This is a genomic window from Dyadobacter sandarakinus (genome assembly GCF_016894445.1).
GTDB classification, from domain to species: domain Bacteria; phylum Bacteroidota; class Bacteroidia; order Cytophagales; family Spirosomataceae; genus Dyadobacter; species Dyadobacter sandarakinus.
The window spans coordinates 4,770,291-4,793,335 of the sequence record NZ_CP056775.1 but is presented as its reverse complement, the minus strand read 5'-3'; the positions used below and the strand labels follow the sequence as shown (position 1 = coordinate 4,793,335).

Annotated in this window: 21 protein-coding genes and 1 pseudogene; 17 read left to right on the top strand and 5 right to left on the bottom strand. The window is 47.7% G+C overall.

What is annotated here, in order from left to right; all coding sequences use genetic code 11:
* Positions 1-37: 37 nt before the first annotated feature.
* Positions 38-730, bottom strand: a complete 693-nt coding sequence (locus tag HWI92_RS19655; protein WP_204658450.1) for a ComF family protein — start codon at positions 728-730, stop codon at positions 38-40.
* Positions 731-799: 69 nt separating this feature from the next.
* On the opposite strand from HWI92_RS19655, the gene HWI92_RS19650 reads away from it, so the two are divergent.
* Entirely contained in the window at positions 800-2,161 is a 1,362-nt protein-coding gene (locus tag HWI92_RS19650; RefSeq protein ID WP_204658448.1) for a dihydroorotase, read from the top strand.
* Here HWI92_RS19650 and HWI92_RS19645 read toward each other — a convergent pair.
* From HWI92_RS19645 to HWI92_RS19635, 3 genes are all read right to left on the bottom strand, one after another.
* A complete protein-coding gene (locus HWI92_RS19645; RefSeq protein WP_204658446.1) occupies positions 2,144-2,569 on the bottom strand; it encodes a (deoxy)nucleoside triphosphate pyrophosphohydrolase in 426 nt (141 codons plus the stop codon). The genes HWI92_RS19650 and HWI92_RS19645 overlap by 18 nt on opposite strands.
* An 85-nt stretch (positions 2,570-2,654) precedes the next feature.
* Positions 2,655-3,680: a Holliday junction branch migration DNA helicase RuvB gene (gene ruvB / locus HWI92_RS19640; RefSeq protein ID WP_204658444.1), complete on the bottom strand. Its 1,026-nt coding sequence runs from the start codon at positions 3,678-3,680 to the stop codon at positions 2,655-2,657.
* A 56-nt stretch (positions 3,681-3,736) separates the two neighbouring features.
* Positions 3,737-6,607 carry a PKD domain-containing protein gene (locus tag HWI92_RS19635; RefSeq protein WP_204658442.1) on the bottom strand — a complete coding sequence of 957 codons (2,871 nt, stop codon included), beginning with the start codon at positions 6,605-6,607 and terminating at the stop codon, positions 3,737-3,739.
* A 223-nt stretch (positions 6,608-6,830) separates the two neighbouring features.
* Here HWI92_RS19635 and HWI92_RS19630 point away from each other — a divergent pair, with 223 nt between their 5' ends.
* Both HWI92_RS19630 and HWI92_RS19625 read left to right on the top strand, forming a co-directional pair.
* On the top strand, positions 6,831-7,862 hold the full coding sequence (locus HWI92_RS19630) for a PorP/SprF family type IX secretion system membrane protein (protein WP_204658440.1): 1,032 nt from the start codon (positions 6,831-6,833) through the stop codon (positions 7,860-7,862).
* A 194-nt stretch (positions 7,863-8,056) separates the two neighbouring features.
* Positions 8,057-8,746 (top strand): NIPSNAP family protein, encoded by a 690-nt coding sequence (locus HWI92_RS19625; RefSeq protein WP_310589489.1) that lies wholly within the window; start codon positions 8,057-8,059, stop codon positions 8,744-8,746.
* A gap of 53 nt (positions 8,747-8,799) precedes the next feature.
* Here the strand turns inward: HWI92_RS19625 and murQ are convergent, their stop codons facing one another.
* Positions 8,800-9,606, bottom strand: a complete 807-nt coding sequence (murQ, locus tag HWI92_RS19620) for an N-acetylmuramic acid 6-phosphate etherase (RefSeq protein ID WP_204658436.1) — start codon at positions 9,604-9,606, stop codon at positions 8,800-8,802.
* 316 nt (positions 9,607-9,922) lie between these two features.
* Here murQ and ilvD point away from each other — a divergent pair, with 316 nt between their 5' ends.
* The 14 genes and pseudogenes from ilvD (at position 9,923) to HWI92_RS19550 (ending at position 22,992) form a co-directional block, all read left to right on the top strand.
* A complete protein-coding gene (gene ilvD / locus HWI92_RS19615; RefSeq protein WP_204658434.1) occupies positions 9,923-11,608 on the top strand; it encodes a dihydroxy-acid dehydratase in 1,686 nt (561 codons plus the stop codon).
* A 37-nt stretch (positions 11,609-11,645) separates the two neighbouring features.
* On the top strand, positions 11,646-13,406 hold the full coding sequence (ilvB, locus tag HWI92_RS19610; protein WP_204658431.1) for a biosynthetic-type acetolactate synthase large subunit: 1,761 nt from the start codon (positions 11,646-11,648) through the stop codon (positions 13,404-13,406).
* A gap of 20 nt (positions 13,407-13,426) precedes the next feature.
* Positions 13,427-13,960 (top strand): acetolactate synthase small subunit, encoded by a 534-nt coding sequence (ilvN, locus tag HWI92_RS19605; RefSeq protein ID WP_204658429.1) that lies wholly within the window; start codon positions 13,427-13,429, stop codon positions 13,958-13,960.
* Between the two features lie 64 nt (positions 13,961-14,024).
* On the top strand, positions 14,025-15,071 hold the full coding sequence (ilvC, locus tag HWI92_RS19600; RefSeq protein WP_204658427.1) for a ketol-acid reductoisomerase: 1,047 nt from the start codon (positions 14,025-14,027) through the stop codon (positions 15,069-15,071).
* Positions 15,072-15,140: 69 nt separating this feature from the next.
* Positions 15,141-16,397, top strand: a complete 1,257-nt coding sequence (gene ilvA / locus HWI92_RS19595) for a threonine ammonia-lyase IlvA (protein ID WP_204664708.1) — start codon at positions 15,141-15,143, stop codon at positions 16,395-16,397.
* Positions 16,398-16,450: 53 nt separating this feature from the next.
* The gene (locus HWI92_RS19590) at positions 16,451-16,762 is read left to right on the top strand and encodes a nucleotidyltransferase family protein (protein ID WP_204658425.1); all 312 of its coding nucleotides are present in this window, start codon (positions 16,451-16,453) and stop codon (positions 16,760-16,762) included.
* A complete protein-coding gene (locus tag HWI92_RS19585; protein ID WP_204658423.1) occupies positions 16,743-17,084 on the top strand; it encodes a HepT-like ribonuclease domain-containing protein in 342 nt (113 codons plus the stop codon). The genes HWI92_RS19590 and HWI92_RS19585 overlap by 20 nt, the downstream gene beginning before the upstream one ends.
* 10 nt (positions 17,085-17,094) lie before the next feature.
* The gene (locus HWI92_RS19580; protein ID WP_204658421.1) at positions 17,095-17,943 is read left to right on the top strand and encodes an AraC family transcriptional regulator; all 849 of its coding nucleotides are present in this window, start codon (positions 17,095-17,097) and stop codon (positions 17,941-17,943) included.
* A 53-nt stretch (positions 17,944-17,996) separates the two neighbouring features.
* Positions 17,997-18,284 (top strand): nucleotidyltransferase family protein, encoded by a 288-nt coding sequence (locus HWI92_RS19575; RefSeq protein ID WP_204658419.1) that lies wholly within the window; start codon positions 17,997-17,999, stop codon positions 18,282-18,284.
* Positions 18,277-18,633 (top strand): HepT-like ribonuclease domain-containing protein, encoded by a 357-nt coding sequence (locus tag HWI92_RS19570; RefSeq protein ID WP_204658417.1) that lies wholly within the window; start codon positions 18,277-18,279, stop codon positions 18,631-18,633. The genes HWI92_RS19575 and HWI92_RS19570 overlap by 8 nt, the downstream gene beginning before the upstream one ends.
* Before the next feature lie 170 nt (positions 18,634-18,803).
* Positions 18,804-20,207 carry a 3-isopropylmalate dehydratase large subunit gene (gene leuC, locus HWI92_RS19565; protein WP_204658415.1) on the top strand — a complete coding sequence of 468 codons (1,404 nt, stop codon included), beginning with the start codon at positions 18,804-18,806 and terminating at the stop codon, positions 20,205-20,207.
* 86 nt (positions 20,208-20,293) lie between these two features.
* Positions 20,294-20,664 (top strand): annotated as a pseudogene (locus HWI92_RS25655) (GxxExxY protein).
* 102 nt (positions 20,665-20,766) lie between these two features.
* Positions 20,767-21,363, top strand: a complete 597-nt coding sequence (gene leuD / locus HWI92_RS19555; protein ID WP_204658413.1) for a 3-isopropylmalate dehydratase small subunit — start codon at positions 20,767-20,769, stop codon at positions 21,361-21,363.
* A 69-nt stretch (positions 21,364-21,432) separates the two neighbouring features.
* Positions 21,433-22,992, top strand: coding sequence for a hydroxymethylglutaryl-CoA lyase-like TIM-barrel protein (locus tag HWI92_RS19550; protein WP_204658411.1), 1,560 nt, complete (start codon positions 21,433-21,435; stop codon positions 22,990-22,992).
* The last annotated feature ends 53 nt before the right edge of the window (positions 22,993-23,045 follow it).

Sequence of the window (23,045 nt, the reverse complement as noted above, 5' to 3'; positions counted from 1 at the left end):
GGAAGAGGTGCCAGGCTAGCCTGGCACCTCTTCCTTTTTAATGCTGCGCCAATGCGATAGTGAGTATATAAAACTGCTTGCAGCCCGCTTGTTTTAGGGTGTTAATGCATTCTTCCAGGGTGGCGCCGGTAGTAAGTACATCGTCTACGAGAATGATCGTTCCGGTATCAATTGGCTGTGTAACTTTGAAAACACCATTCACATTACTTCGCCGCTCCGACTTGCTTTTTCCTGTTTGTGTTTGCGTGTACTTGGTCCGGGCGAGGATAGTGCCCGACCAGGGAAGGCTGCATGCCAGCGAAATGCCCTCTGCAAGCAGATCACTCTGATTATACCCGCGTTTTTGTTTCTTCTTTGCATGCAGCGGAACACTCAGGATTAGGGCGCCGTCTGGTAATGCCCGTGCAGCCACCAGCTCCTGCCCGAACATTTGTCCCAGTGTTACTCCTACCTCCTTGTTCCCGCGGTATTTCAGCGCGTGCAGTAGCTGCTGAACCTTGCCTTTTTTTGTAAAAAGTAAAAAAGTATAGGTGGCTAGTACCTCCGGCAGATTTACAAACTTATAGCGGATCGTATCTGCATGCATACCGTCACTATGGGCACGTGGCAGTGAAATGCGGCAAAAAGTGCAGATTACTTCCTCATTCCCGAGCAAACCTATATTACAGGCCGCACAGGATCTCGGAAAAACAAGGTCAACAAAATCATTCAGGTAAGTGCGAAGGTTCATTTTTAGCATTGCTACCGATTATTTAAAAGACTGGATACCTTTGCACATCAAAAACCTAATGCACCTGTTATGTCCACGTTGATTGTCAATGCACGCGTAGTAAATGAGAATTCAGTTCAGGAATTAGACGTGCTGATTGAAAATGGTCACATCACGAAGATTGGCAGCGACCTGCAGTCCAATGCTGCGGATCGTGTGATTGATGCCCGCGGCAAGTACCTTATGCCCGGGGTGATTGACGATCAGGTGCATTTCAGAGAACCCGGATTAACGCACAAGGCAAACATTTACATGGAGGCACGCGCCGCAGTAGCCGGCGGAGTAACTTCGTTCATGGAAATGCCGAACACGGTGCCGAATACACTCACACAGCCGCTTTTACAAGACAAATATGACATTGCAGCAGCTACCTCCCTGGCCAACTACTCCTTTTTTATGGGTGCTTCCAACAGCAACTATGACGAGGTAATGAAGACAGACGTCACGGAGGTTTGCGGCATTAAAATCTTTATGGGCTCATCTACCGGGAATATGCTGGTGGATGCTCCGGAGGTACTTGAAAAGCTTTTTGCCAATGCACCATGCCTGATCGCCACCCATTGTGAAGATGAGCCCACCGTGCGGCAGCGAATGGAATTATACCGTGAAATGTATGGTGAAAATGTGCCTTATAATATCCATGCTTTGATCCGTAATGAAGAGGCATGCCTTAAATCTTCTTCCTTTGCAACCTCACTGGCGCACAAAAACAACACCCGCCTGCACATTCTGCATATTTCGACGGGTGACGAAGTCTTTCTTTTTGAGCCAGGCAATCGTTCAAATGGGCAGATCCTGCTGAGTAACGGCTTGCCGAAGCTGGTTACTGCGGAGGCTTGCGTACATCATCTCTGGTTTGATGCAGAGGATTATCACAATCTGGGAAATAAGATTAAATGCAATCCTGCAATCAAGGCACCGCACCACAAAGAGGCGATTCTCCAGGCAGTACTTGATAACCGCATTGACGTGATTGCAACGGATCATGCTCCCCATACGATGGAAGAAAAAAAACAGCATTACTGGCAGGCTCCTTCGGGACTTCCGCTTGTGCAGCATACGCTCAATGTCATGCTGGAACTCAGCAGGCAGGGCAAAATTTCTATCGAGCGGGTTGTAGAAAAAATGAGCCACGCCGTGGCCGACTGTTTCCAGATCCGTGAACGGGGCTATATACGAGAAGGCTACTGGGCCGACCTCATCCTTGTTGATACCGAGGCGACTACTACGGTTTCACCAGACAATATTGAATCCAAATGCGGCTGGTCACCGTTTGAAGGAACGACATTTCATTCGCAGGTAACACATACGTTTGTATCGGGCCACCTGGCGTTTGAAAACGGGAAATTTGATGAAAGTATAAAAGGAAAACGGCTAAATTTTAGCCGCTAGGTAGGTGAAGTAGTTCCGGATGATTTCCAGATCCGCCTCAGTCCAGTCCAGAGATGGCAAGTCCTCCGGGGTAAGCCATTGGATTTGTTCATGCTCGGTAAGCTGTATCTGCCGTGTTTTAAGGCTGCAAATAAAAGGTACCAGGATTATTTCGCGCCATCCCTGGTCCTTTATTGTAACCGGAAGCCGGTCGAAAATCTCAATCTCAACATCAAGCTCCTCCCGGATTTCCCGGATCAGGGTTTCTTCGTCTGTCTCGCCGTTTTCCTGCTTTCCACCCGGGAATTCCCATTGTAAGGGAAACGACATCTCCGCACTGCGCTGGCCTGCAAGTACCTTTCCTTCACATTCAATCACAGCACACGGCACTCTCACTACTAACTTTTCAGATACCAGTACTTCAGTCATAGAGGCGGCTTCTTAATTTTACCGCAAAAGTACGACATAATAAGTTAACGCAGATACATTTATTTAAAACCTGAAAGGCTGCAAATCAGAACAATTCGCCTGAGCGGTGTCTTGGCAAAATACCCAAATGCCTGAATGCTTTCTCGGTAACTTCCCTGCCACGGGACGTTCTTTTCAGGTAACCTTCCTGGATCAGAAAGGGCTCATACACTTCCTCAATGGTTTCCGCTTCTTCTCCACATGCGGTCGCAATGGTAGACAAGCCCACGGGTCCTCCCTTGAATTTTTCAACAATGGTACTGAGAATGCGGTTATCCATTTCATCGAGTCCATTCTGGTCCACATCCAGCGCCTGCAAAGCCATTTCGGCGATAGCAACCGTAATTTTTCCATTACCTTTTACCTGCGCAAAATCACGGGTTCTTCTGAGCAGATTATTGGAGATCCTGGGAGTTCCGCGGCTCCTGCGGGCTATTTCAAAAGCAGCATCCTCATCGAGCGGCGTACCCAGGATAGCGGCGGAACGTTTGAGGATCGTTGATAAAAGCTGTGCATCATAGTATTCCAGCCTCGCATTGATCCCGAACCTGGCCCGCAAAGGCGAAGTGAGCATTCCGGCACGGGTAGTGGCACCGATCAGCGTAAATGGATTCAGTCCAATCTGGATACTGCGCGCATTGGGCCCGCTGTCCAGCATAATATCAATTTTGTAGTCCTCCATAGCAGAATAGAGGTACTCTTCTACAATGGGGTTCAGACGATGAATTTCATCTATAAACAAAACGTCATGTTCCTGAAGATTGGTCAGCAAACCAGCCAGGTCGCTGGGCTTGTCCAGAACCGGGCCCGACGTAATCTTGATCCCCGAGCCAAGTTCATTGGCCACAATATGCGACAGGGTTGTTTTTCCTAAACCCGGAGGACCATGCAGCAGTACATGATCCAGCGCATCGCCGCGCATACGGGCAGCCTGGACGAAAATTTTAAGGTTTTCAAGAATCTTGTGCTGCCCTGTAAAATCACTGAAAGTCAGCGGCCGGAGTGCCCGCTCTATCTCCTTCTCTGCATTGGAAAGGTTTTCCTTCTCCCCGGACAAATAATCCTGCCGCATCTTCAATATAAATGTTACCTAATCAAAAATAGCGGTTTTAATCTGCAAAAAGAAGATCAGCGGATCACCATTACTGATCCTCTTTTTACAATAGGAGCACGCTCCGGATAGTACAGGCCTTCATAGGACAGTACGTACGGATAGCTGCCCGGCTGTACTTTAAGGCCCTTGTAAGTTCCGTCCCAGCGGTCTTCAATGTTGTTGGTAGCGTAAATGACTTCGCCCCAGCGATTGTAAATGCGCATGGAGAAATTGGTGTAGTAAGCCCCGAATATTTCCAATACCTCATTGTTACCCTCACCATCCGGCGTAAATGCATCCGGAATAAAAAACCGGGGCTCACAGCGGTCAACCACCTGCGTCGACTTCTCGGACACGCAGCCTTCTGCATTGGTCGCCACTACCGTATAAGTACCTTCTGTGTTGACGGTAATGGTACGTGTGGTATCGCCGGACGGCTCCCACTCATATTTTAGCAGCCCCTGACCATTGGCATCGAGGATCACCGACTGTCCGTCGGGAATACAGATCACATATTCGGGAATCAGGTTCAGAACCGGTGAGGGACGCTCGCCCACGGTAAGTGTATCTGCATTAAAACAATCGTTACGGTCCTTGACAGTTACCGAGTAAGTACCCGCCTGACCCACTGTGATATCCCGCGTCGTCTCGCCTGTACTCCAGTTGAATTCGATCCAGCGGTCACTGGATACGGTAAGTACAATGGAGCTGTCGCGGCACAGGGTAGTATCAGCGCCCAGGGTGAAGGCAGGCGGCTTACGCAAGGTAATTTCGATGGTATCCGCAGAGTAACATTCCCCTTTCGGTCCGTTGAACGCTACTGCAATGTACCGGCCGGTAGCCGTAGCCCGGTATGTACGCTGCCGACTTACAACCCTGCCCCGGTTGATCCATGCATACACATCGGCCTGCACTTTCATATCCAGCGGAACATAGGCACCACAGGTATCCTTATCAGCTCCGAGGTCGATTTGCGGCGGAGTTTCGTAAATGGTTATTTCCTGCACAATGGTCGTATCCTTGCACCGGTTGGTAGCGCGCATTGCTACCATGTATGTTCCGGGCTGGGTGTACGTGTAGGTAGCCTGCTGCTGCTTGGAGGGGGCTGTAAACGCTCCATTTCCCAGGAAATCCCAGGAGTAGGTATCTTCAATGGGATCGCAGATCGGGCTGGCCTGGAATGTAGTAGGTTCATTGGTACAAAAACCATCCGCCTCAAAGCCGGGCCCGGAAGATTCCTGCGTAAAATCCTGAACCATGTTCGGCAAACCCAGCTGGCTGTTTTTTCCGCCCAGACTTACTCCATCACGCTCATACTCGATCGCTGTAAGGGAATTACCCTCCGGCTCGCCGATAACAGCCAGGTACTCGCTTCCTTTAACCGCCATGTAAATGCGTCCGTCGGATGCGAACTGTAGTGCTCCATAAGTTTGTGTTGCAGAACTGTCGATCGTGATGGCAGTTTCGGTCAAAAGGCTGTCCGGCAGGGTCAGATCGTACTGTTTCAGGTAAGAACTGGTACCATTGCCCCCCTGAAAGGAAATGTACATTTTCTCCCCGGTCGGTGAAAATTCAATCCCGTATGCAGTAGGCGGCGCGGGACCAAGATCCATCGTTTTGTCATAGGTCAAAACTCCGGTAGAGTCGTTGAATTTGTAAAGCTCCACATAATTTTGAGGCGGGCCGGGCACTACAACAGCCAGCCTGCGCTCCCCGGTGGTACTGTCAGGAGAAGAAAACTTCATGTAGCCCTGTGCCTCGGCAGGAGTATCATGTGCCATCCCCAGTTCAGGAGTGCTGGTCTCTACCAGTCCGCCGTCCGTTGCATGAAATATGCGGAATTTATTGGTTCCGTAATCGTGGGTAATTACCCAGTAAGTACTGTCGCGGTCATTGCGGACAGAAGCCAGCCTTTCCGTGGTAGGCTGCTGTAGAGTCGTATTCTGCTCGATAATAGCTCCCAAACCATTATTACGGCGCATATCCACGACGCTGACCGTAAGCAGTTTTTCTCCATTGATGTCGGAGGTTGTAAATACATTGTACAAATACTCACAGCCTTTACAGGTAGGCTGCGGCACAATGAGCACGGACTGGGTGGAGTTGGGACTTCCTTTTAATGGCGCACAGTTGGTCAGCTCAAAACAGGGCATGACATCTCCGTTTTTATTCCAGATTGTTATACCATCAGAATAAAAGAGCAGCTGGCCTTTGGAATTGGCAATCGATGAGGTACCCTCGGGTGTGTTCAGCTTACCGTCGGTAATGGGCGTAGGCGGATTATTGGAAAAATCAAGACCAGCATTGCCCCCGAAGTACCACTTGGCTCCTTCCTGGTTTGCAGGCTCCATACATATTTTTACATTCACCCTGTCCTGGATCTTACATCCATTGGGCAGGATCACCTCTACAGAGTAACAACCTGAACTGTCAACTTTCAATGTTTGGGTAGTGTCTCCTTTCGGGTACCACACATAACGGGCACCATCGGGCGCTCCGGTGGGGTATGGATTGAGGATCAGGGTATCGCCCGGACAAATCGTAGTATCCGTTTTCCATTGCTGAAAAGAGGGTGGTAACTCACCAATCTGCACGACCCTTGAAACCGTCTGGCTGGTGCCGCCGGTAAGCGTACGCACCAAGGTTACATTGTAGGAGCCGGGAGCTGCATAGGAGTGCTGAGGATTACGGCGGGAATCAGTGCCGCCATCCCCGAAGCTCCACTGCCACGCTGTGGCCGTACTCAGCGTATCCCTGAATGAAGTAGAGTCTGCATCACAATCCGGATTCTGCATGCACTGCCCTTCAACCACAAACTGGGCACGGACCTGACCGTATGCAGAGAGCAGCAGGAGGAAAAAGACGGAATAAAATATTTGCCGGTAATTGTTATAAAATCGCCCCATGTTTCGTTACTTGTTCAAACACCCCTATCCGCCACCGTTTTCCCCGGATTTACCCGATAATAGTAACGAAAATAAAATCGTAAAATTTTGTATGCCCGGGTACCTGAAACCACTCTAAATTTGAGTATTAATACGTAAACAGCGGACATTTTGTGAATTATATTTAGTATTTTTTTTCTCCTGAACAAATCCGTCAACCACGGAAGGGCATCGACAGACTTTTATGATCAAGCGTTTACTTCCTCTATTGCTACTGACACTCGTAAGCCTGGATGGTTGGAGCCAGGATCCACAGTTTTCGCAGTTTTACGCAAATCCCTTATACCTTAACCCGGCTCTTGCAGGCGGTGCACTTGCGCCCCGCGCCACAGTCAATTACCGTAACCAGTGGCCGTCGCTTTCGGCCAACTTTGTGACTACTTCATTCGGTGCCGATGTTTTTCTGCCCAATTACAACTCGGGGCTGGGTGTGCTGGTGACCATGGACAGTCAGGGACTCGGCAATCTTAAATCAACCGATGTAGGACTTCAGTATTCTTACCAGATCCAGCTGAATGACCTTACTTCGCTGCGGCTGGGTATCCAGGGTGGTTTTGCTTCACGGACGCTGGATTATTTCGGACTTACCTTTGGCGACCAGTATGATAACGGCGGACTGACAGGCCAGCCTTCCAAGGATCCCTTTGCGACAGGAGGGCCCAATGTGTTTTATGCCGACTTTGCGTCGGGATTAATGCTTTACTCGGATTGGTACTGGGTAGGCGCCTCCGCTCATCACCTCAACCGGCCCAACCAGGCTTTTTCTTCCCTTACAGAGGCCCGGCTTCCGGTAAAAGCCAGCTTACAGGCGGGTTTGCGTATTCCTTTTGCAGGATATACTTTCCTGGGCGATGAAATTGATAAGGAAAAGAGCATTTCTCCTGCCATACTTTATAAAAAGCAGGGCAAATACGACCAGTTTGATGCAGGAATGTACGTAACCATTGAACCGCTCGTGCTGGGTGCCTGGTACCGGGGTATCCCGTTCAAAAAATATGCACAGAACATCAATAACCACGAGTCGCTGATTTTCCTGGCGGGTTTCCGGCAGGATAAGTTTTCCATCGGTTATAGCTACGATCTCACCATTTCTACCCTGGGTGCAAGCAGCGGCGGTGCACACGAAATATCGCTTTCTTACGTATTTGCTCCCCTGGATCCCAAACCCAAACGCAGCAAAAGCCGCAAGCGCCAGCTTAGCTGCCCGAAATTCTGATTGTTTAATCTATTTTATTAGTATTGGATTAGGGTAAACAAAGCTATGGCAGGTCTTTGTACTGCAATGCTTTTTTATCCTTTCCATTTTATTTTATGTCAAAACAGTACAGACTTCATCTGCTCCTATCGCTGTTCCTTTGTGTGCTGACCATAAGTACACAGGCTGTTGCCGCCAAAAGGGAATTTTATGAATTGAAAATCTACCACCTGAAAAGCAAAGACCAGGAAAGCCGCGTAGACAATTACCTGAAAGATGCCTACATTCCTGCCATGCATCGTGCCGGTATCAAGGATATCGGGGTTTTTAAGCCGGTAACTTCGGATACTGCTTCCGGAAAAAGAATCTACGTGCTCGTGCCGCTAAAATCACTGGACCAACTGGTTTCTCTTCCTGAAAAACTGCAAAAAGATGCTGCATACCAGGCGGCGGGCAAAGACTACATTGATGCCGAATACAAGAATCCGCCATATTCCCGCATTCAGTCTACGGTATTGCGCGCATTTGAAAAGAGCCCGGTAATGAAAAAGCCAAACCTGAGCTCACCTAAAAGCGACCGCATTTATGAACTCAGAAGCTACGAAGGCCATACTGAAAAGATTTACTGGAATAAGGTAAAGCAGTTCAATGCGGGTAATGAGATCGGGATTTTTGATCGTCTGGGATTCAATGCAGTATTTTACGGAGAGGTAGTGTCAGGCGCTACACAGCCCAACCTGATGTACCTGACCACGTTCTCCGACAAAGCTTCCCGTGACGCACACTGGAAATCATTTGGCGACGATGCTGAATGGGGAAAAGTAAAATCAATGCCGGAATATCAGAACAACGTTTCCAAAAACGTAACGCTGTTCCTCTTCCCTACTGATTACTCAGATTATTGAAAATACATGCTGAAAAGCGGAAAGGTCAGGAGCTGCGGCTGCCTGACCTTTTTTTATGCCTTTTTGACTGCGTTGATTGCGCCACGTACACTTCCATATTTTTTCAAAAGCGACTCAGCCTCATCGGGCGAAACTTCCAGCTCTTCGACGATCATCCGCAGGGCTCGGTCTACCAGCTTTTCGTTAGTAAGCTGCATATCGACCATTTTGTTACCTTTTACTTTTCCCAGCTGGATCATGACCGAGGTCGAGATCATATTCAAAACAAGCTTTTGCGCAGTTCCTGCCTTCATTCTGGTACTTCCCGTTAGGAACTCCGGCCCTGCTACCACCTCTACCGGGTACTCGGCAGCGGCAGCTACGGGCGATCCCGCATTGCAGACGACGCACCCTGTAAGCAATCCGGCCTTGCGTGCTTCATTCAAGCCGCCTATTACATAAGGTGTACGGCCCGAGGCAGCTATACCGATCAATGTGTCGTTTTCCTGAGGTGCAAATGATGCCAGATCCTTCCAGGCCTGCTCCCAATCGTCTTCCGCATTTTCGACGGCCTTCCTGATGGCGGTATCACCTCCTGCAATAATGCCCACAACCAGGTCAAACGGTACCCCGAAAGTAGGCGGACATTCGGACGCATCCACTACACCAAGCCTGCCGCTGGTACCCGCTCCAATGTAAAACAGCCTCCCGCCAGCCTTCATGCGCGGCACAATGCCGGCGACCAGGGCCTCTATCTGCGGCAATGATTTTTGAACAGCAGCAGGTACTGTATGATCTTCCTGGTTGATGGCAACCAGGATATCCCGAATGCTCATTTGCTCGAGATGGTTGTAATTAGATGCAGATTCAGTTGTCAGCATAAGATTTAATTGTTGTCTTCAAAAATAGATGTTTTCAGGAAGACCGGAGTTTCAAGATCAATATTTGGTATTTAAGACAGATTTATGCCAAAAAATAGCCTCTTTGTTTGGAAAATAAAAAGATTGACTTCTAATTTGTAGTACCAAGTCTAATCCAGCGAATTTTCGCTAATGTTAATGATTACGCTTATGAACTGCCGAATTTTCGTCCCGAGCCTGCTAGTGGTCGCGCTGATTGCGTGAGTGGGATAGCCTGATATAACCAGCACCTCACTCACCAGAGTGGGGTGTTTTTATTTAAATACAATGATCACCAATGGCGACAGAATTAAATAAGTTTTCTAAAATCCTGACCCAGGAAGTAACTAACCCCGCAGCGCAGGCCATGCTGTATGGCATCGGGCTAAAAGAGGAAGATTTTGTAAAGCCTCAGATCGGGATTGCAAGTACAGGCTATGAAGGCAACCCGTGCAACATGCACCTGAACGGTCTATCTGTATACGTAAAGCAGGGAGTTACGGCCAATGATATGATCGGACTGATCTTTAACACCATCGGTGTTTCGGATGGGATGACCAATGGAAATGATGGAATGCGCTATTCGCTTCCCAGCCGTGACATTATTGCGGACTCGATTGAAACCGTGGTGGCAGCCCAATGGTACGACGGCGTGATTGCAGTAGTAGGTTGTGATAAAAATATGCCCGGCGCCATCATGGCCATGGCTCGTCTTGACAGGCCTGCAATTATGGTTTATGGCGGTACGATCCGGTCCGGACATTATAAAGGACAGAAGCTGGATATCGTGTCGGCTTTTGAAGCTCTGGGTAAAAAGTTTGCAAACAACATTTCTGACGAAGACTTTAAAGGTGTCATCCAGAATTCCATTCCGGGACAAGGTGCTTGTGGCGGTATGTACACTGCCAATACCATGGCCTCTTCCATTGAGGCGATGGGACTGAGCCTTCCGTTCAGCAGCTCATACCCTGCTACCCACGAAGGCAAGCAGGAGGAGTGTAAAAAAATAGGCGCGGCTATGAAAAAGCTGCTTGAACTCAACATTACACCCCGCGATATCATTACCAAGAAGTCACTGGAAAATGCGCTTACGGTAGTTATGGCGCTGGGAGGCTCTACCAATGCAGCCCTGCATTACCTTGCTATCGCCCGTGCAGCTGATATTCCGCTGACACTGGATGACATTCAGGTGATTTCAGACCGTACGCCATTTATCGCGGACCTGAAACCCAGTGGTAAGTATTATATGGAAGATATCCTGGAAATTGGCGGTGTGCCGGCAGTTACCAAGTACCTGTATTCAAAAGGACTTATTCACGGGGACTGCATTACAGTAACAGGAAAAACAGTTGCTGAAAACCTCGCGGAAGCACCTGATCTGAACTTTGAAATGCAAAAAATGGTGTTCCCGATCGAGACACCTATCAAGTCTTCGGGACATATCCAGATCATGTATGGAAACCTTGCACCAGAAGGTGGGGTCGCAAAAATTACAGGCAAAGAGGGACTCACTTTCAGTGGCGAAGCCAAAGTTTGTGAACATGAATCGGAGATCATCGACATGCTGGCAAATGGTGAGATCAAGCCGGGCCACGTGGTAGTGATCCGCAATGCAGGTCCGAAAGGCGGACCAGGCATGTCGGAAATGCTGAAACCTACCTCGGCCGTTATGGGAGCAGGACTTGGCGACAAGATTGCATTGATCACGGACGGTCGCTTTTCGGGAGGTACGCATGGATTTGTAGTAGGCCACATTACCCCGGAAGCATTTGAGGGCGGACCTATTGCCTTGGTAAAAGATGGCGACCGCATCAGCATTGATGCCAATACGCGCGCACTCACGCTCCACATTTCTGATGAGGAGCTTACAGCCCGCAAGGCTGCATGGGTACAACCTGCTCCGAAGTTTACAAAAGGAATGCTCGGAAGGTACATCCGCACTGTAAAATCAGCCAGCGAAGGCTGTGTAACAGATGAAGTGTAAATACACTGCTTTCATTAGACTATAAAACACAGAGGTCATGGAATTTAATGAAAATCAAACAGCAGCCATTGCAGCGCCAAAACCTGCGGTGTCTGTCGAAAAACCGGAGTTGATCAACGGGTCACATGCTTTGATCCGTTCGCTGATTGCGGAAGGCATTGAAACCATCTTCGGTTATCCGGGCGGTGCCATTATGCCGGTATACGACGCCATTTATGATTACCAGACCGAAATTGAGCACATCCTGGTACGCCATGAACAAGGTGCCGCGCATGCTGCAGAAGGATATGCAAGGGTATCGGGCAAGACAGGCGTGTGCCTGGTAACATCCGGCCCGGGCGCTACCAATCTCGTCACAGGTATTGCTGATGCGATTATCGATTCTACGCCCATGGTGTGCATCGTAGGCCAGGTAGCGTCTCACCTGCTGGGTACAGATGCATTCCAGGAAACTGATGTGATTGGTATTACCGTGCCGATTACAAAATGGAACTACCAGGTCACCCGTGCAGACGAAATTCCTGAAATTATTGCCAAGGCATTTTATATAGCCGGCTCCGGCCGACCAGGTCCTGTGCTCATTGATATTACAAAAAATGCGCAGCAGGAACTGATGAGCAAAGCTTTTTCATATAAAAAATGTGAAACGCTGATCAGCTACCGTCCCCGGATTGCCCCCAAACAAGATCAGGTTGAGGCCGCTGCAAAGCTGATCAATGAGGCCAAACGCCCGTTTGTGTTCTTCGGGCATGGCGTGCAGATCGCAGGTGCAGAAAAAGAATTGCTTCAGTTTATCGAAAAAACGGATGTTCCTGCTGCCTCTACGCTGCTCGGCCTTTCATGTGTATCGGTAGACCATCCTAATTACGTAGGCTGGCTGGGAATGCACGGCAACTATGGCACCAATGTGCTTACCAACCAATGCGATGTTGTAATTGCAATAGGAATGCGCTTTGATGACCGGGTAACCGGGGATGTAAGCAGGTATGCCAAGCAGGCTAAAATTATTCATATCGAAATTGATCCGGCCGAGATCGACAAGATCATCAAGGCGGATGCGCCCGTGGTAGGTGATGCCAAAAGGGCACTGGAGATGCTTCTGCCGCTCGTGAAGGAAAACAATCACGAAGCCTGGCGGGCAGAGTTCAAGAAGTACGATGTTATTGAAGATGAAAAGATTACCCAGCCCGAACTTGCCCCTACGACCGAAAAGATCAAGATGGCGGAAGTAATCCGTCAGCTTTCGGACAAAACGAAAGGGGAAGCAGTAGTACTGGCCGATGTAGGTCAGCACCAGATGATGACCGCCCGTTATTACCAGTTTAAGAAACCGGGTTCTTTCATTACGTCCGGAGGTTTGGGAACGATGGGCTATGCGCTACCCGCTGCATTTGGAGCGAAAGTAGGCGCACCTGACCGCGAAGTAGTGGCATTCATAGGCGACGGATGTTTTCAGATGACCATCCAGGAGCTGGGTACCATTGCGCAGAAAGGTTTACCGGTGAAGATCATTATCCTGAACAACAACTTCCTGGGCATGGTACGGCAGTGGCAGCAACTTTTTCATCAAAAAAGGTACTCTTTCGTGGAGCTGCAAAATCCGGATTTCATTACCATCGCGAAAGGTTTCGGCATTGACGGACATACTTGCGCCAGCCGCGATAATCTGAATGAGTCACTTGATAAGCTGCTGGCTTCTGATAAGCCTTACCTGCTGGAAGTTTTGGTTGAAAAAGAAGAAAACGTGTTTCCGATGGTACCTACCGGCGCTTGCGTGGCCGACATCAGGTTAGCCTAAGACCCAGATCTCAGAACATTATGACAACATACACCATTTGCGTATTTACGGAAAATACGATCGGGATACTGAACAAAATAACCACGGTCCTGACACGCCGGCGCATTAATATCGAAAGTCTAACCGTATCCGAAACCGAGCGCAAAGGCATTTCCAGGTTCACGATCGTCATCCATCACGAGTCCCGCGAGGCGGTGGAAAAGCTGGTGCGGCAGATCAGGAAAGTGGTTGAAGTACTCGCGGTGTTCGGGTATCTGAACGATGACATTGCATATAATGAAATTGCATTGTTCAAAATATCAACACCGATCGGTGCTAAGCCCATTGATATTGAAACCATTAACAAGGTTTACAAAGCCTGGGTCGTGTACTGGCACCTGACCTATGTAATCATTCAGAAAACAGGTACCGAAGAGGAGATCTTTGAATTTTTTGATTACATCAAACCGCACGAAATCCTCGAATTTGTAAGGTCCGGCCGGGTTGCGGTGAGCAAATCGCCTCAAACGCTGGTGGATTACCTTCCGGAAGCTGAGTGGGAATATTACCAGTAATGGTGTGACTTTCCTTAATATTGTTTTTTAATCCGTAGTAAATCAATAATCCAATCTATAATCAATGGCAAAATTAAATTTCGGCGGGGTCGAAGAAGAAGTAGTAACCCGTGAAGAATTTCCTCTTGAAAAAGCACGTGAAGTACTCTCCAATGAGACCATCGCTGTAATTGGTTACGGTGTCCAGGGCCCGGGCCAAAGCCTGAACATGCGCGACAATGGTTTTAACGTAATCGTTGGTCAGCGCCAGGGTGGCAAGTCATGGGACAAAGCTGTGGCTGACGGCTGGGTACCAGGCGAGACTCTTTTTGACATCGAAGAAGCTCTTTCAAAAGGAACGATCATTTGCTACCTGCTTTCGGATGCTGCACAGATTGAGCTATGGCCGACTGTGAAAAAGCACCTTACTGCCGGAAAATCACTGTACTTCTCCCATGGTTTCGGCGTAACTTATAAAGACCAGACCGGCATTGTGCCTCCTGCGGATGTAGACGTGTACCTGGTAGCTCCCAAAGGATCAGGAACTTCACTGCGCCGTATGTTTGTAGAAGGAAAAGGTCTGAACTCATCATTTGCTGTATTCCAGGATGCTACCGGCAAAGGCCGTGAAAAATGCATCGCCATGGGAATAGGTGTTGGTTCAGGATATTTGTTTGAAACGGATTTTTACCGTGAAGTTACCTCCGACCTTACCGGTGAGCGTGGTACTTTGATGGGTGCTATCCAGGGAATCTTTGCAGCTCAGTACGAAGTGCTGCGTTCCAATGGACACACACCTTCCGAAGCATTCAATGAAACGGTTGAAGAACTGACCCAATCACTGATGCCGCTGGTAGCTGAAAATGGGATGGACTGGATGTATGCCAACTGCTCCACTACCGCTCAACGTGGTGCATTGGACTGGTGGAAACCTTTCCGTGATGCTACAAAACCTGTTTTCGAACAACTTTACAACTCAGTAAAATCAGGCGAGCAGGCTCAGATTTCTATCAGCCGCAACTCACAGTCTGACTACCGCGTAAAGCTGGAAGAAGAACTGGCAGAGCTGCGCGAATCAGAAATGTGGCAGGCAGGCGCGACAGTTCGGAGCCTTCGTCCTGAGCGCAACTAAATACCGCTTTTTTTGCAGAAAATACCGGGCTTTACGATTATCGTAAGGCTCTTTTTCTTTCCTTCCCATATGAACGATCCGCATTCCGTCCCGACACTGGACAACATTTTCCTGGCAGCCCAGCGGTTGAGAGGCGTCATCAACCACACTCCTATCCTGTACAATGCGCATTTGTCGGAGCAGTATGAAGCCAATATTTACCTGAAAAGGGAAGACCTGCAAACAGTACGTTCCTACAAAATCCGGGGAGCCTATAACAAAATGGCCAGCCTGACTGCCGGAGAACTGGCTAATGGTGTGGTTTGTGCCAGTGCGGGCAACCATGCCCAGGGAGTAGCTTATGCCTGCCGGAAAATGGAGGTAAAAGGCGCTATTTTCATGCCTACCACCACGCCTGCGCAAAAAGTAAAGCAGGTGCGGATGTTTGGGAAAGAGTGGATCGAAATACACCTGGTAGGTGATACCTACGATGATGCCTACTATGCCTCCAAGGAGTACCAGACCATCACAAATGCCGTTTTTGTTCATCCTTTCGATGATTTGCAGGTGATTGAAGGTCAGGGAACGGTTGGGTTGGAAATATTCAAGGACGCTGATTTCCAGATCGATTATTTGCTGATGGCTATCGGTGGTGGTGGACTGGCCTCTGGATTATCCACTGTGTTTCAACAGCTTTCTCCCAGAACAAAACTGATCGGTGTGGAACCGGAAGGCTCTCCTACCATGCAGAAGTCGATAGAGGAAGGGCAGGTTGTTACGTTAAAAAACATTGACAAATTTGTAGATGGCGCTGCGGTGGGTCGCGCAGGGGAAATTACTTACGAAATATGCAGCCGGAGCCTCAACAAGATATTGCTCGTACCCGAAGGTAAAGTGTGCTCTTCCATTTTACAGCTGTACAATGAAGAAGCGATTGTGGCAGAACCCGCAGGCGCATTGACTGTGGCCGCGCTCGATTTTATCAAAGATGAAATCAAAGGCAAGAATGTGGTGGCACTTATCAGCGGCGGTAACAATGACATTACCCGCACAGAGGAAATCAAGGAGCGTTCACTTTTGTACGAGGGGCTGAAACATTATTTTATCATTCGTTTTCCGCAGCGTTCGGGCGCGTTCCGGGAGTTTTTGAATGTACTTGGCCCAAATGATGACATTGCCCGTTTCGAATATGTTAAGAAAACCAACCGGGAACAAGGCCCCGCATTGGTAGGAATAGAACTTAAAAGCCGGGACGATTTTGCTCCGCTGATTGAAAGAATGAATGAAAACCGGATTGTTTACGAATACCTGAACAACCAGCCGGATTTATTTCAGTTTATGGTTTAAAGTTTGTAATTCATACCTTGAATCTTGATCAATGACCTAAGCATACACAAACTATGACTGTTCAAAACAAAGATGAAGTTCTGCAACTTATTGAAAAGCACAAACCAGCAATAAAGCGCCTGGGCGCCCAGCGGTTAGGTCTTTTCGGCTCTTTCGTTCGCGAAGAGCAAAAAGATGAAAGTGACGTGGATCTTGTCGTGGAATTTAGTGAAGGCAAAAAAACCTTTCGAAATTTTATGAATCTGGCTGACTATTTAGAGGCTTTGTTTAACAGGAAAGTTGAATTGGTAACGTGGCAATCTTTGGCCTTATTTATTCAACGAAATGTCAAAGAAGAAATCGAGTATGTCTCCATCACTGATTGAGTTTCTGCAACATATTGAGGCGGAGCTTACATTTATAGAGCAGCATACCTTATCTGTTAGTTTTGAGTCATTCGTAGACAATGATTTACTTAATAAAGCTATTGTAAGAAGTTTTGAAATTATTGGAGAAGCTTGTAAGAAGATTCCCGATGAGGTCAGGACTAAATATCCATTATTTGACTGGCGCGGATTTGCTGGTTTGCGCGACAGAATCATTCACCATTACTGGGGGATTGACTATGATCTGTTATGGGATGCGATTCAAACAGAAGTACCTTTCCATCGTGCCTGGATAAGCCTTATCATCGAAAAAGAAAGTTAAGCTAGTAACCTTGCTCCGCGTCCCTTCCGATATCAGCTCCTCAGAATTTGAATCCCTGAAAATTCAGGATATGACCTTTGTGGCTTACCGCAACGAGGTTTATCCTTCAAAATATGATGTTTTTTTTGAGGAGCATGCGGTAATTGTGGTATTGGAAGGAGAAAAGAAATTTACAAGTCCTACACAGGAGGTGCATGTTGAAAAGGGTGATATCCTTTTTATTCAGCGCGGGTTTTATTTGATGTCGGAGTCTATTAATGAATCCTATAAAAGTCTTGTTTTCTTTTTTGATGAAAAACTGTTGAAAGAATTCGTGGGTCTTCATCCTGAGCTTTTTAATCTGGAAGGAACAAAGACCGTTTACGAGAATCCGATTTTGCTTTTACAATCTGATGAAAACTTTGAGAAATTTATTCAGTCTGTATTTCCGTATTTTCGTTCAAGAACAAGCCTGAAAAACCATTTCCTAAGGTTGAAATTTCAGGAATTATTATTGCATCTGCTGGAACTGGATAATTCCAAACAGCTCAGGCATATTCTGTACAGCTTGTACAAGGGTGAAAAGGTGGATTTGTCTTTTTTGATGAACAGCTATTATCTGAAACCACTTACCCTGAATGAGCTTGCAAGATTATCCGGCCGGAGCCTGTCGGCCTTCAAGCGTGATTTTCAGGATGAGTTCAGCACTTCACCCGCGCTCTGGCTTAAAAACAAGCGCCTTGACTATGCCGATTTTCTTTTACGCAACAGCACCAAAAACGTATCGGAAATCAGTACCGACATTGGATACGAGAGCGTTTCTCATTTTATAAAGACGTACAAAGAGAAATACGGCACCACGCCGAAGCGCCAGGTATAATTTTGATTTGCTTCTGAATTCCGTAATTTAAGAGAGTATTTGTCTGGCGAAGTATGGAAAAACAAACGATTATAAGCAGGCTTACGCAATCTAAAAACTACCTGTTTACCAAGTATCCGGTAAAATCGCTGGGATTATTTGGCTCATATGCTCGAAACGAAGCAGAGGCTGACAGTGACATTGACATTATAGTGGAATTTATCCAACCTGTTGGCTTTGAGTTTGTTGACCTTGCAATTGACCTGGAAAATATTCTTGAACAACACGTAGATCTTGTAAGTAAGCGCGGTATCAAGCCCGTTTTGCTGCCTTTTATCGAAAAGGATATTATTTATGTCTGAAAGAAGCCCGTCCATCTTGCTTGCCGATATGCTTGATTCAGTCAATACTATTTTTGAATTTACCAGTGACCTCGACTACGAAGGATTTTTGAAGGACCGGAAAACCCGCGATGCTGTCATCAGGAATCTTCAGGTATTAGGTGAAGCTGCCAACAGGGTACCCAAAAGTGACCGGGAAAAATACCCAACAATTGAATGGATGAGAATAATCCGGTCGCGGCACATACTGGTACATGACTATGCAGGCATTGATTATGAAATTGTCTGGCGTATCGTCGAGGTTCACCTGCGCCCGCTACAAGCAGCTCTGAGCCAGATCCTTAATCAGCAGGATGAACAATCCTTATAAAGAATTCCGCTCAAACAACTACTTCAAACCAAAAACGCTACTTTTTGAACCTTTACCGTTATGCTGATTACTGCTGATTTGTGGTAATTTGTATATCCGCTTCCTGTCTGGTTTCCATTAAGATTCAGCCGGGCAGGTAGCACAATGGCGAAATTTTTAAAAATCAAAAGATGAGTAATCAAGCGAGTACCCTTTTCGACAAAGTGTGGGATGCACACGTTGTACGCAAGATTGAGGATGGTCCGGATGTATTTTTTATCGACCGCCACTTTATCCACGAAGTAACCAGCCCTGTGGCATTCCTCGGGCTCGAAAGCAGAAATATTGGTGTAATGTACCCTGAGCGCACATTTGCCACTGCAGACCACAATACACCGACCATCAACCAGCATCTTCCGGTAGAAGATCCGCTTTCGGCCAATCAGCTGAAAGCATTGGAAACCAATTCAGCCAAATACGGTATTTCGCACTGGGGACTGGGCCATGCACGCAATGGTATTGTCCACGTGGTAGGGCCCGAAAACGGCATTACCCTGCCTGGCATGACCATCGTTTGCGGCGATTCGCATACATCTACCCATGGCGCATTTGGCGCGATTGCATTTGGTATCGGTACTTCCGAAGTGGAAATGGTGCTTTCGTCCCAATGTATTATGCAACCCAAGCCTAAGAAAATGCGTGTGAACGTGAATGGAAAATTGGGCAAAGGCGTGACGCCGAAAGATGTAACGCTCTATATTATTTCAAGGCTGACCACTGCCGGTGCTACGGGCTATTTCGTGGAATATGCAGGTGATGTTTTTGAAAACATGAGCATGGAAGGTCGTATGACCGTTTGCAACATGAGCATTGAAATGGGTGCACGTGGTGGAATGATTGCACCGGATGAAACTACCTTCGCATACATCAATGGCCGTGACCAGGCCCCAAAAGGTGAAGCTTGGGATAAGGCGCTTGCTTACTGGAAAACATTGAAAACAGACGAAGGTGCTGTGTTTGACAAAGAATACACCTTCAATGCTGCTGACATTGAACCTATGATTACCTATGGTACCAACCCGGGAATGGGTCAGGGTATTTCCAAGGCAATCCCGACTGCAGACCAGGTGGAAGGTGGCAAAGCCACTTACGACAAGTCCCTGAACTATATGGGTTTCCATGAAAATGAATCAATGCTCGGAAAGAAAATTGATTATGTTTTTATCGGCAGCTGTACAAACGGCCGCATTGAAGATTTCCGGGCTTTTGCTTCAATTATCAAAGGACGCAAGAAGGCGGATAATGTGACAGCATGGGTTGTTCCGGGCTCCCATATTGTTGAAAGACAAATCAAAGAAGAAGGTATTCTGGATATTCTGACTGAGGCAGGTTTTGAGCTTCGTCAGCCTGGCTGCTCTGCTTGTCTTGCCATGAACGATGATAAGATCCCGGCCGGCAAGTACGCAGTAAGTACTTCCAACCGCAACTTTGAAGGCCGCCAGGGCCCGGGTGCACGCACCTTGCTCGCCAGCCCGCTGGTAGCAGCAGCAGCAGCCGTAACTGGGGTAGTGACAGATCCGAGGGAGTTGCTGTAAGTTACTTCGGCTGTCGGCTTCCGGCAGTCGGACTTACTTTATTTTACACAGAGACACACTGAGATTTAAAAGGAGGACCACGGAGAATGGAGTATTCTGATGTGACGGGAAGGATAATCGGATGTTGCATTGAAATTCATCGGAAACTGGGGCCAGGCCTGCTCGAATCAGCTTACGAGGAATGTTTGGCTTATGAGCTTTCTCAATCGGGACTATTCTTTGAAGGCAGAAACCTGTACCAGTTAATTACAAAGAAGTTAGACTCGAGTATGGGTATCGGATGGATTTCGTAGTTGAGAATGCAGTTTTCGTTGAATTAAAGGGCGTTGAAGCATTGAACCTGGTACACGAAGCACAGATTCTCACCTACATGAAGTTTGCTGAAAAGAAAATCGGACTCTTGATCAATTTCAATGTTTTAGTTCTAAAATACGGTCTGAAACGATTGATAAAGTAAACCTCCGTGGCTCTCAATTTTTCTCCTTTTCACTCTGTGTAAAAACTTAATTGATTCAAAACCTTAAATGCTGAAAGCCAAAAGCCGACAGCCAATATAAAGATGGCTTACGATAAATTCACCATACTAAAAAGCACCGCAGTACCCCTGCCCATTGAGAACGTCGATACCGACCAGATTATACCAGCCCGCTTTTTGAAAGCAACAAAGAGAGAGGGCTTCGGCGATAACCTTTTCCGCGACTGGCGGTATAATGGCGATGATACACCCAAGCAGGATTTTGTTTTGAACAATCCCATATATTCCGGGAAAATCCTCGTGGGCGGCCACAACTTCGGAAGCGGTTCGAGCCGCGAGCATGCTGCCTGGGCGATTTATGATTATGGCTTCCGCTGCGTAGTATCCAGCTTTTTTGCGGATATCTTCAAAGGCAACTCTCTGAACATAGGAATCCTGCCTGTACAGGTAAGCCCTGTTTTCTTGGACAAAATTTTCCAGGCCATTGAAGCAGACCCGAAAGCAGAGGTGGAAGTAAACCTGCCCGAACAAACCATTACGATACTAGCGACGGGAGAACAGGAATCTTTCGATATCAACGGTTATAAAAAACATAACATGACAAACGGTTTTGATGATATCGATTACCTGCAATCGATGAAAAGCGAAATCGCCACGTTTGAAAAAGAAAGAATTTACTAGGCAACTCCGGCAGTTGGCGATCGGCTTTCAAGTAGCTGGCTGCCGACTGTCAACAGCCGACAGCCAAATATGACCAGCCGCTACATTGAAATTATGGATACGACCCTCCGCGATGGTGAACAAACCAGCGGGGTATCGTTTTCTGCGTCTGAAAAGCTCACCATCGCACAGGTTCTTTTACAGGAAGTGAAAGTAGACCGCATCGAGGTCGCTTCTGCCAGAGTATCGGAGGGAGAATTTCAGGCAGTCAAAAAAATCACTTCCTGGGCCAGCGAAAACGGATTTCTGGACAAAATTGAAGTACTCACTTTTGTTGATGGTACTGCCTCCATTCAATGGATGCTCGACGCCGGGGCCAGGGTAATGAACCTGCTGACCAAGGGCTCGCTCAACCATCTAAAACACCAGCTGAAAAAAACGCCCGGCGAACACTTTGAAGATATCCGCAGCGTAATTGAACAGGCCGACGCTTCGGGCATTGCCTGTAATGTATACCTGGAAGACTGGAGTAACGGCATGCGCAACTCTCCCGAGTACGTGTACCAATCGCTTGATTTCCTGACAACATTGCCTGTAAAGAGGATTCTTTTACCGGATACCCTTGGCATTCTCACACCGTCGGAATCCTATGCATTTGTAAAATCAGTGGTAGAGAGGTACCCTCAGCATCACTTTGAGTTTCATGCGCACAATGATTATGACCTGAGCGTTGCCAATGTGATGGAAGCATTACGGGCCGGAGCGCACGGGCTGCACCTGACCGTTAACGGGATGGGCGAACGTACGGGCAATGCGCCTCTGGCAAGTACGATTGCTGTTTTGAATGATCTGATGCCTGAGTTCCGGACTTCCGTCAATGAACGTTCGCTGTATACGGTGAGTAAGCTGGTTGAGACATTTTCCGGAATCCGCATTCCTGCCAATAAACCCATTGTTGGCGAAAGTGTATTTACCCAAACGGCCGGGATCCATGCCGACGGCGACAAAAAGAACAATCTGTATTTCAGTAAGCTGATGCCGGAGCGCTTTGGCAGGCAGCGGTTGTATGCACTGGGAAAAACATCGGGCAAAGCGAATATTGAAAACAACCTGCGCGACCTGGGAATTACCCTGTCCGATGCCGACCTGAAAAAGGTTACACAGCGGATCATCGAGCTGGGCGACCGGAAAGAGGTGGTTACCCCGGATGATCTCCCATACATTATCTCCGACATTCTCGACAGTGATACGATTGAGGAGAAGGTAGTGATTGTGAATTATGTGCTGACTCACTCCAAAAATCTGAAACCGTCTGCCACGCTGCAAATTCAGTTTGGGGAAGAGGTTTTTGAGGAAAATGCGCAGGGAGACGGTCAGTATGATGCATTTATGAATGCATTGAAAAAGATCTACATAAAAAAAGGCATTAGTCTGCCTATGCTGACCGACTATACGGTACGGATTCCACCCGGCGGAAAGACGGACGCACTTTGCGAAACGATCATTACCTGGGAAATCAATGGAAAAGAAGTAAAAACGCGCGGGCTTGATTCTGACCAGACTTTTTCCGCCATTATGGCCACACAGAAGATGCTGAACCTGATCGGCGTGCCTGATCAGCCAAAACTTGCCCCTGAGATCCTTTTGTAAGGCCTCTGTCACATAAGAGGGCATTTACACCAACATTTATTGCTTACAAAATC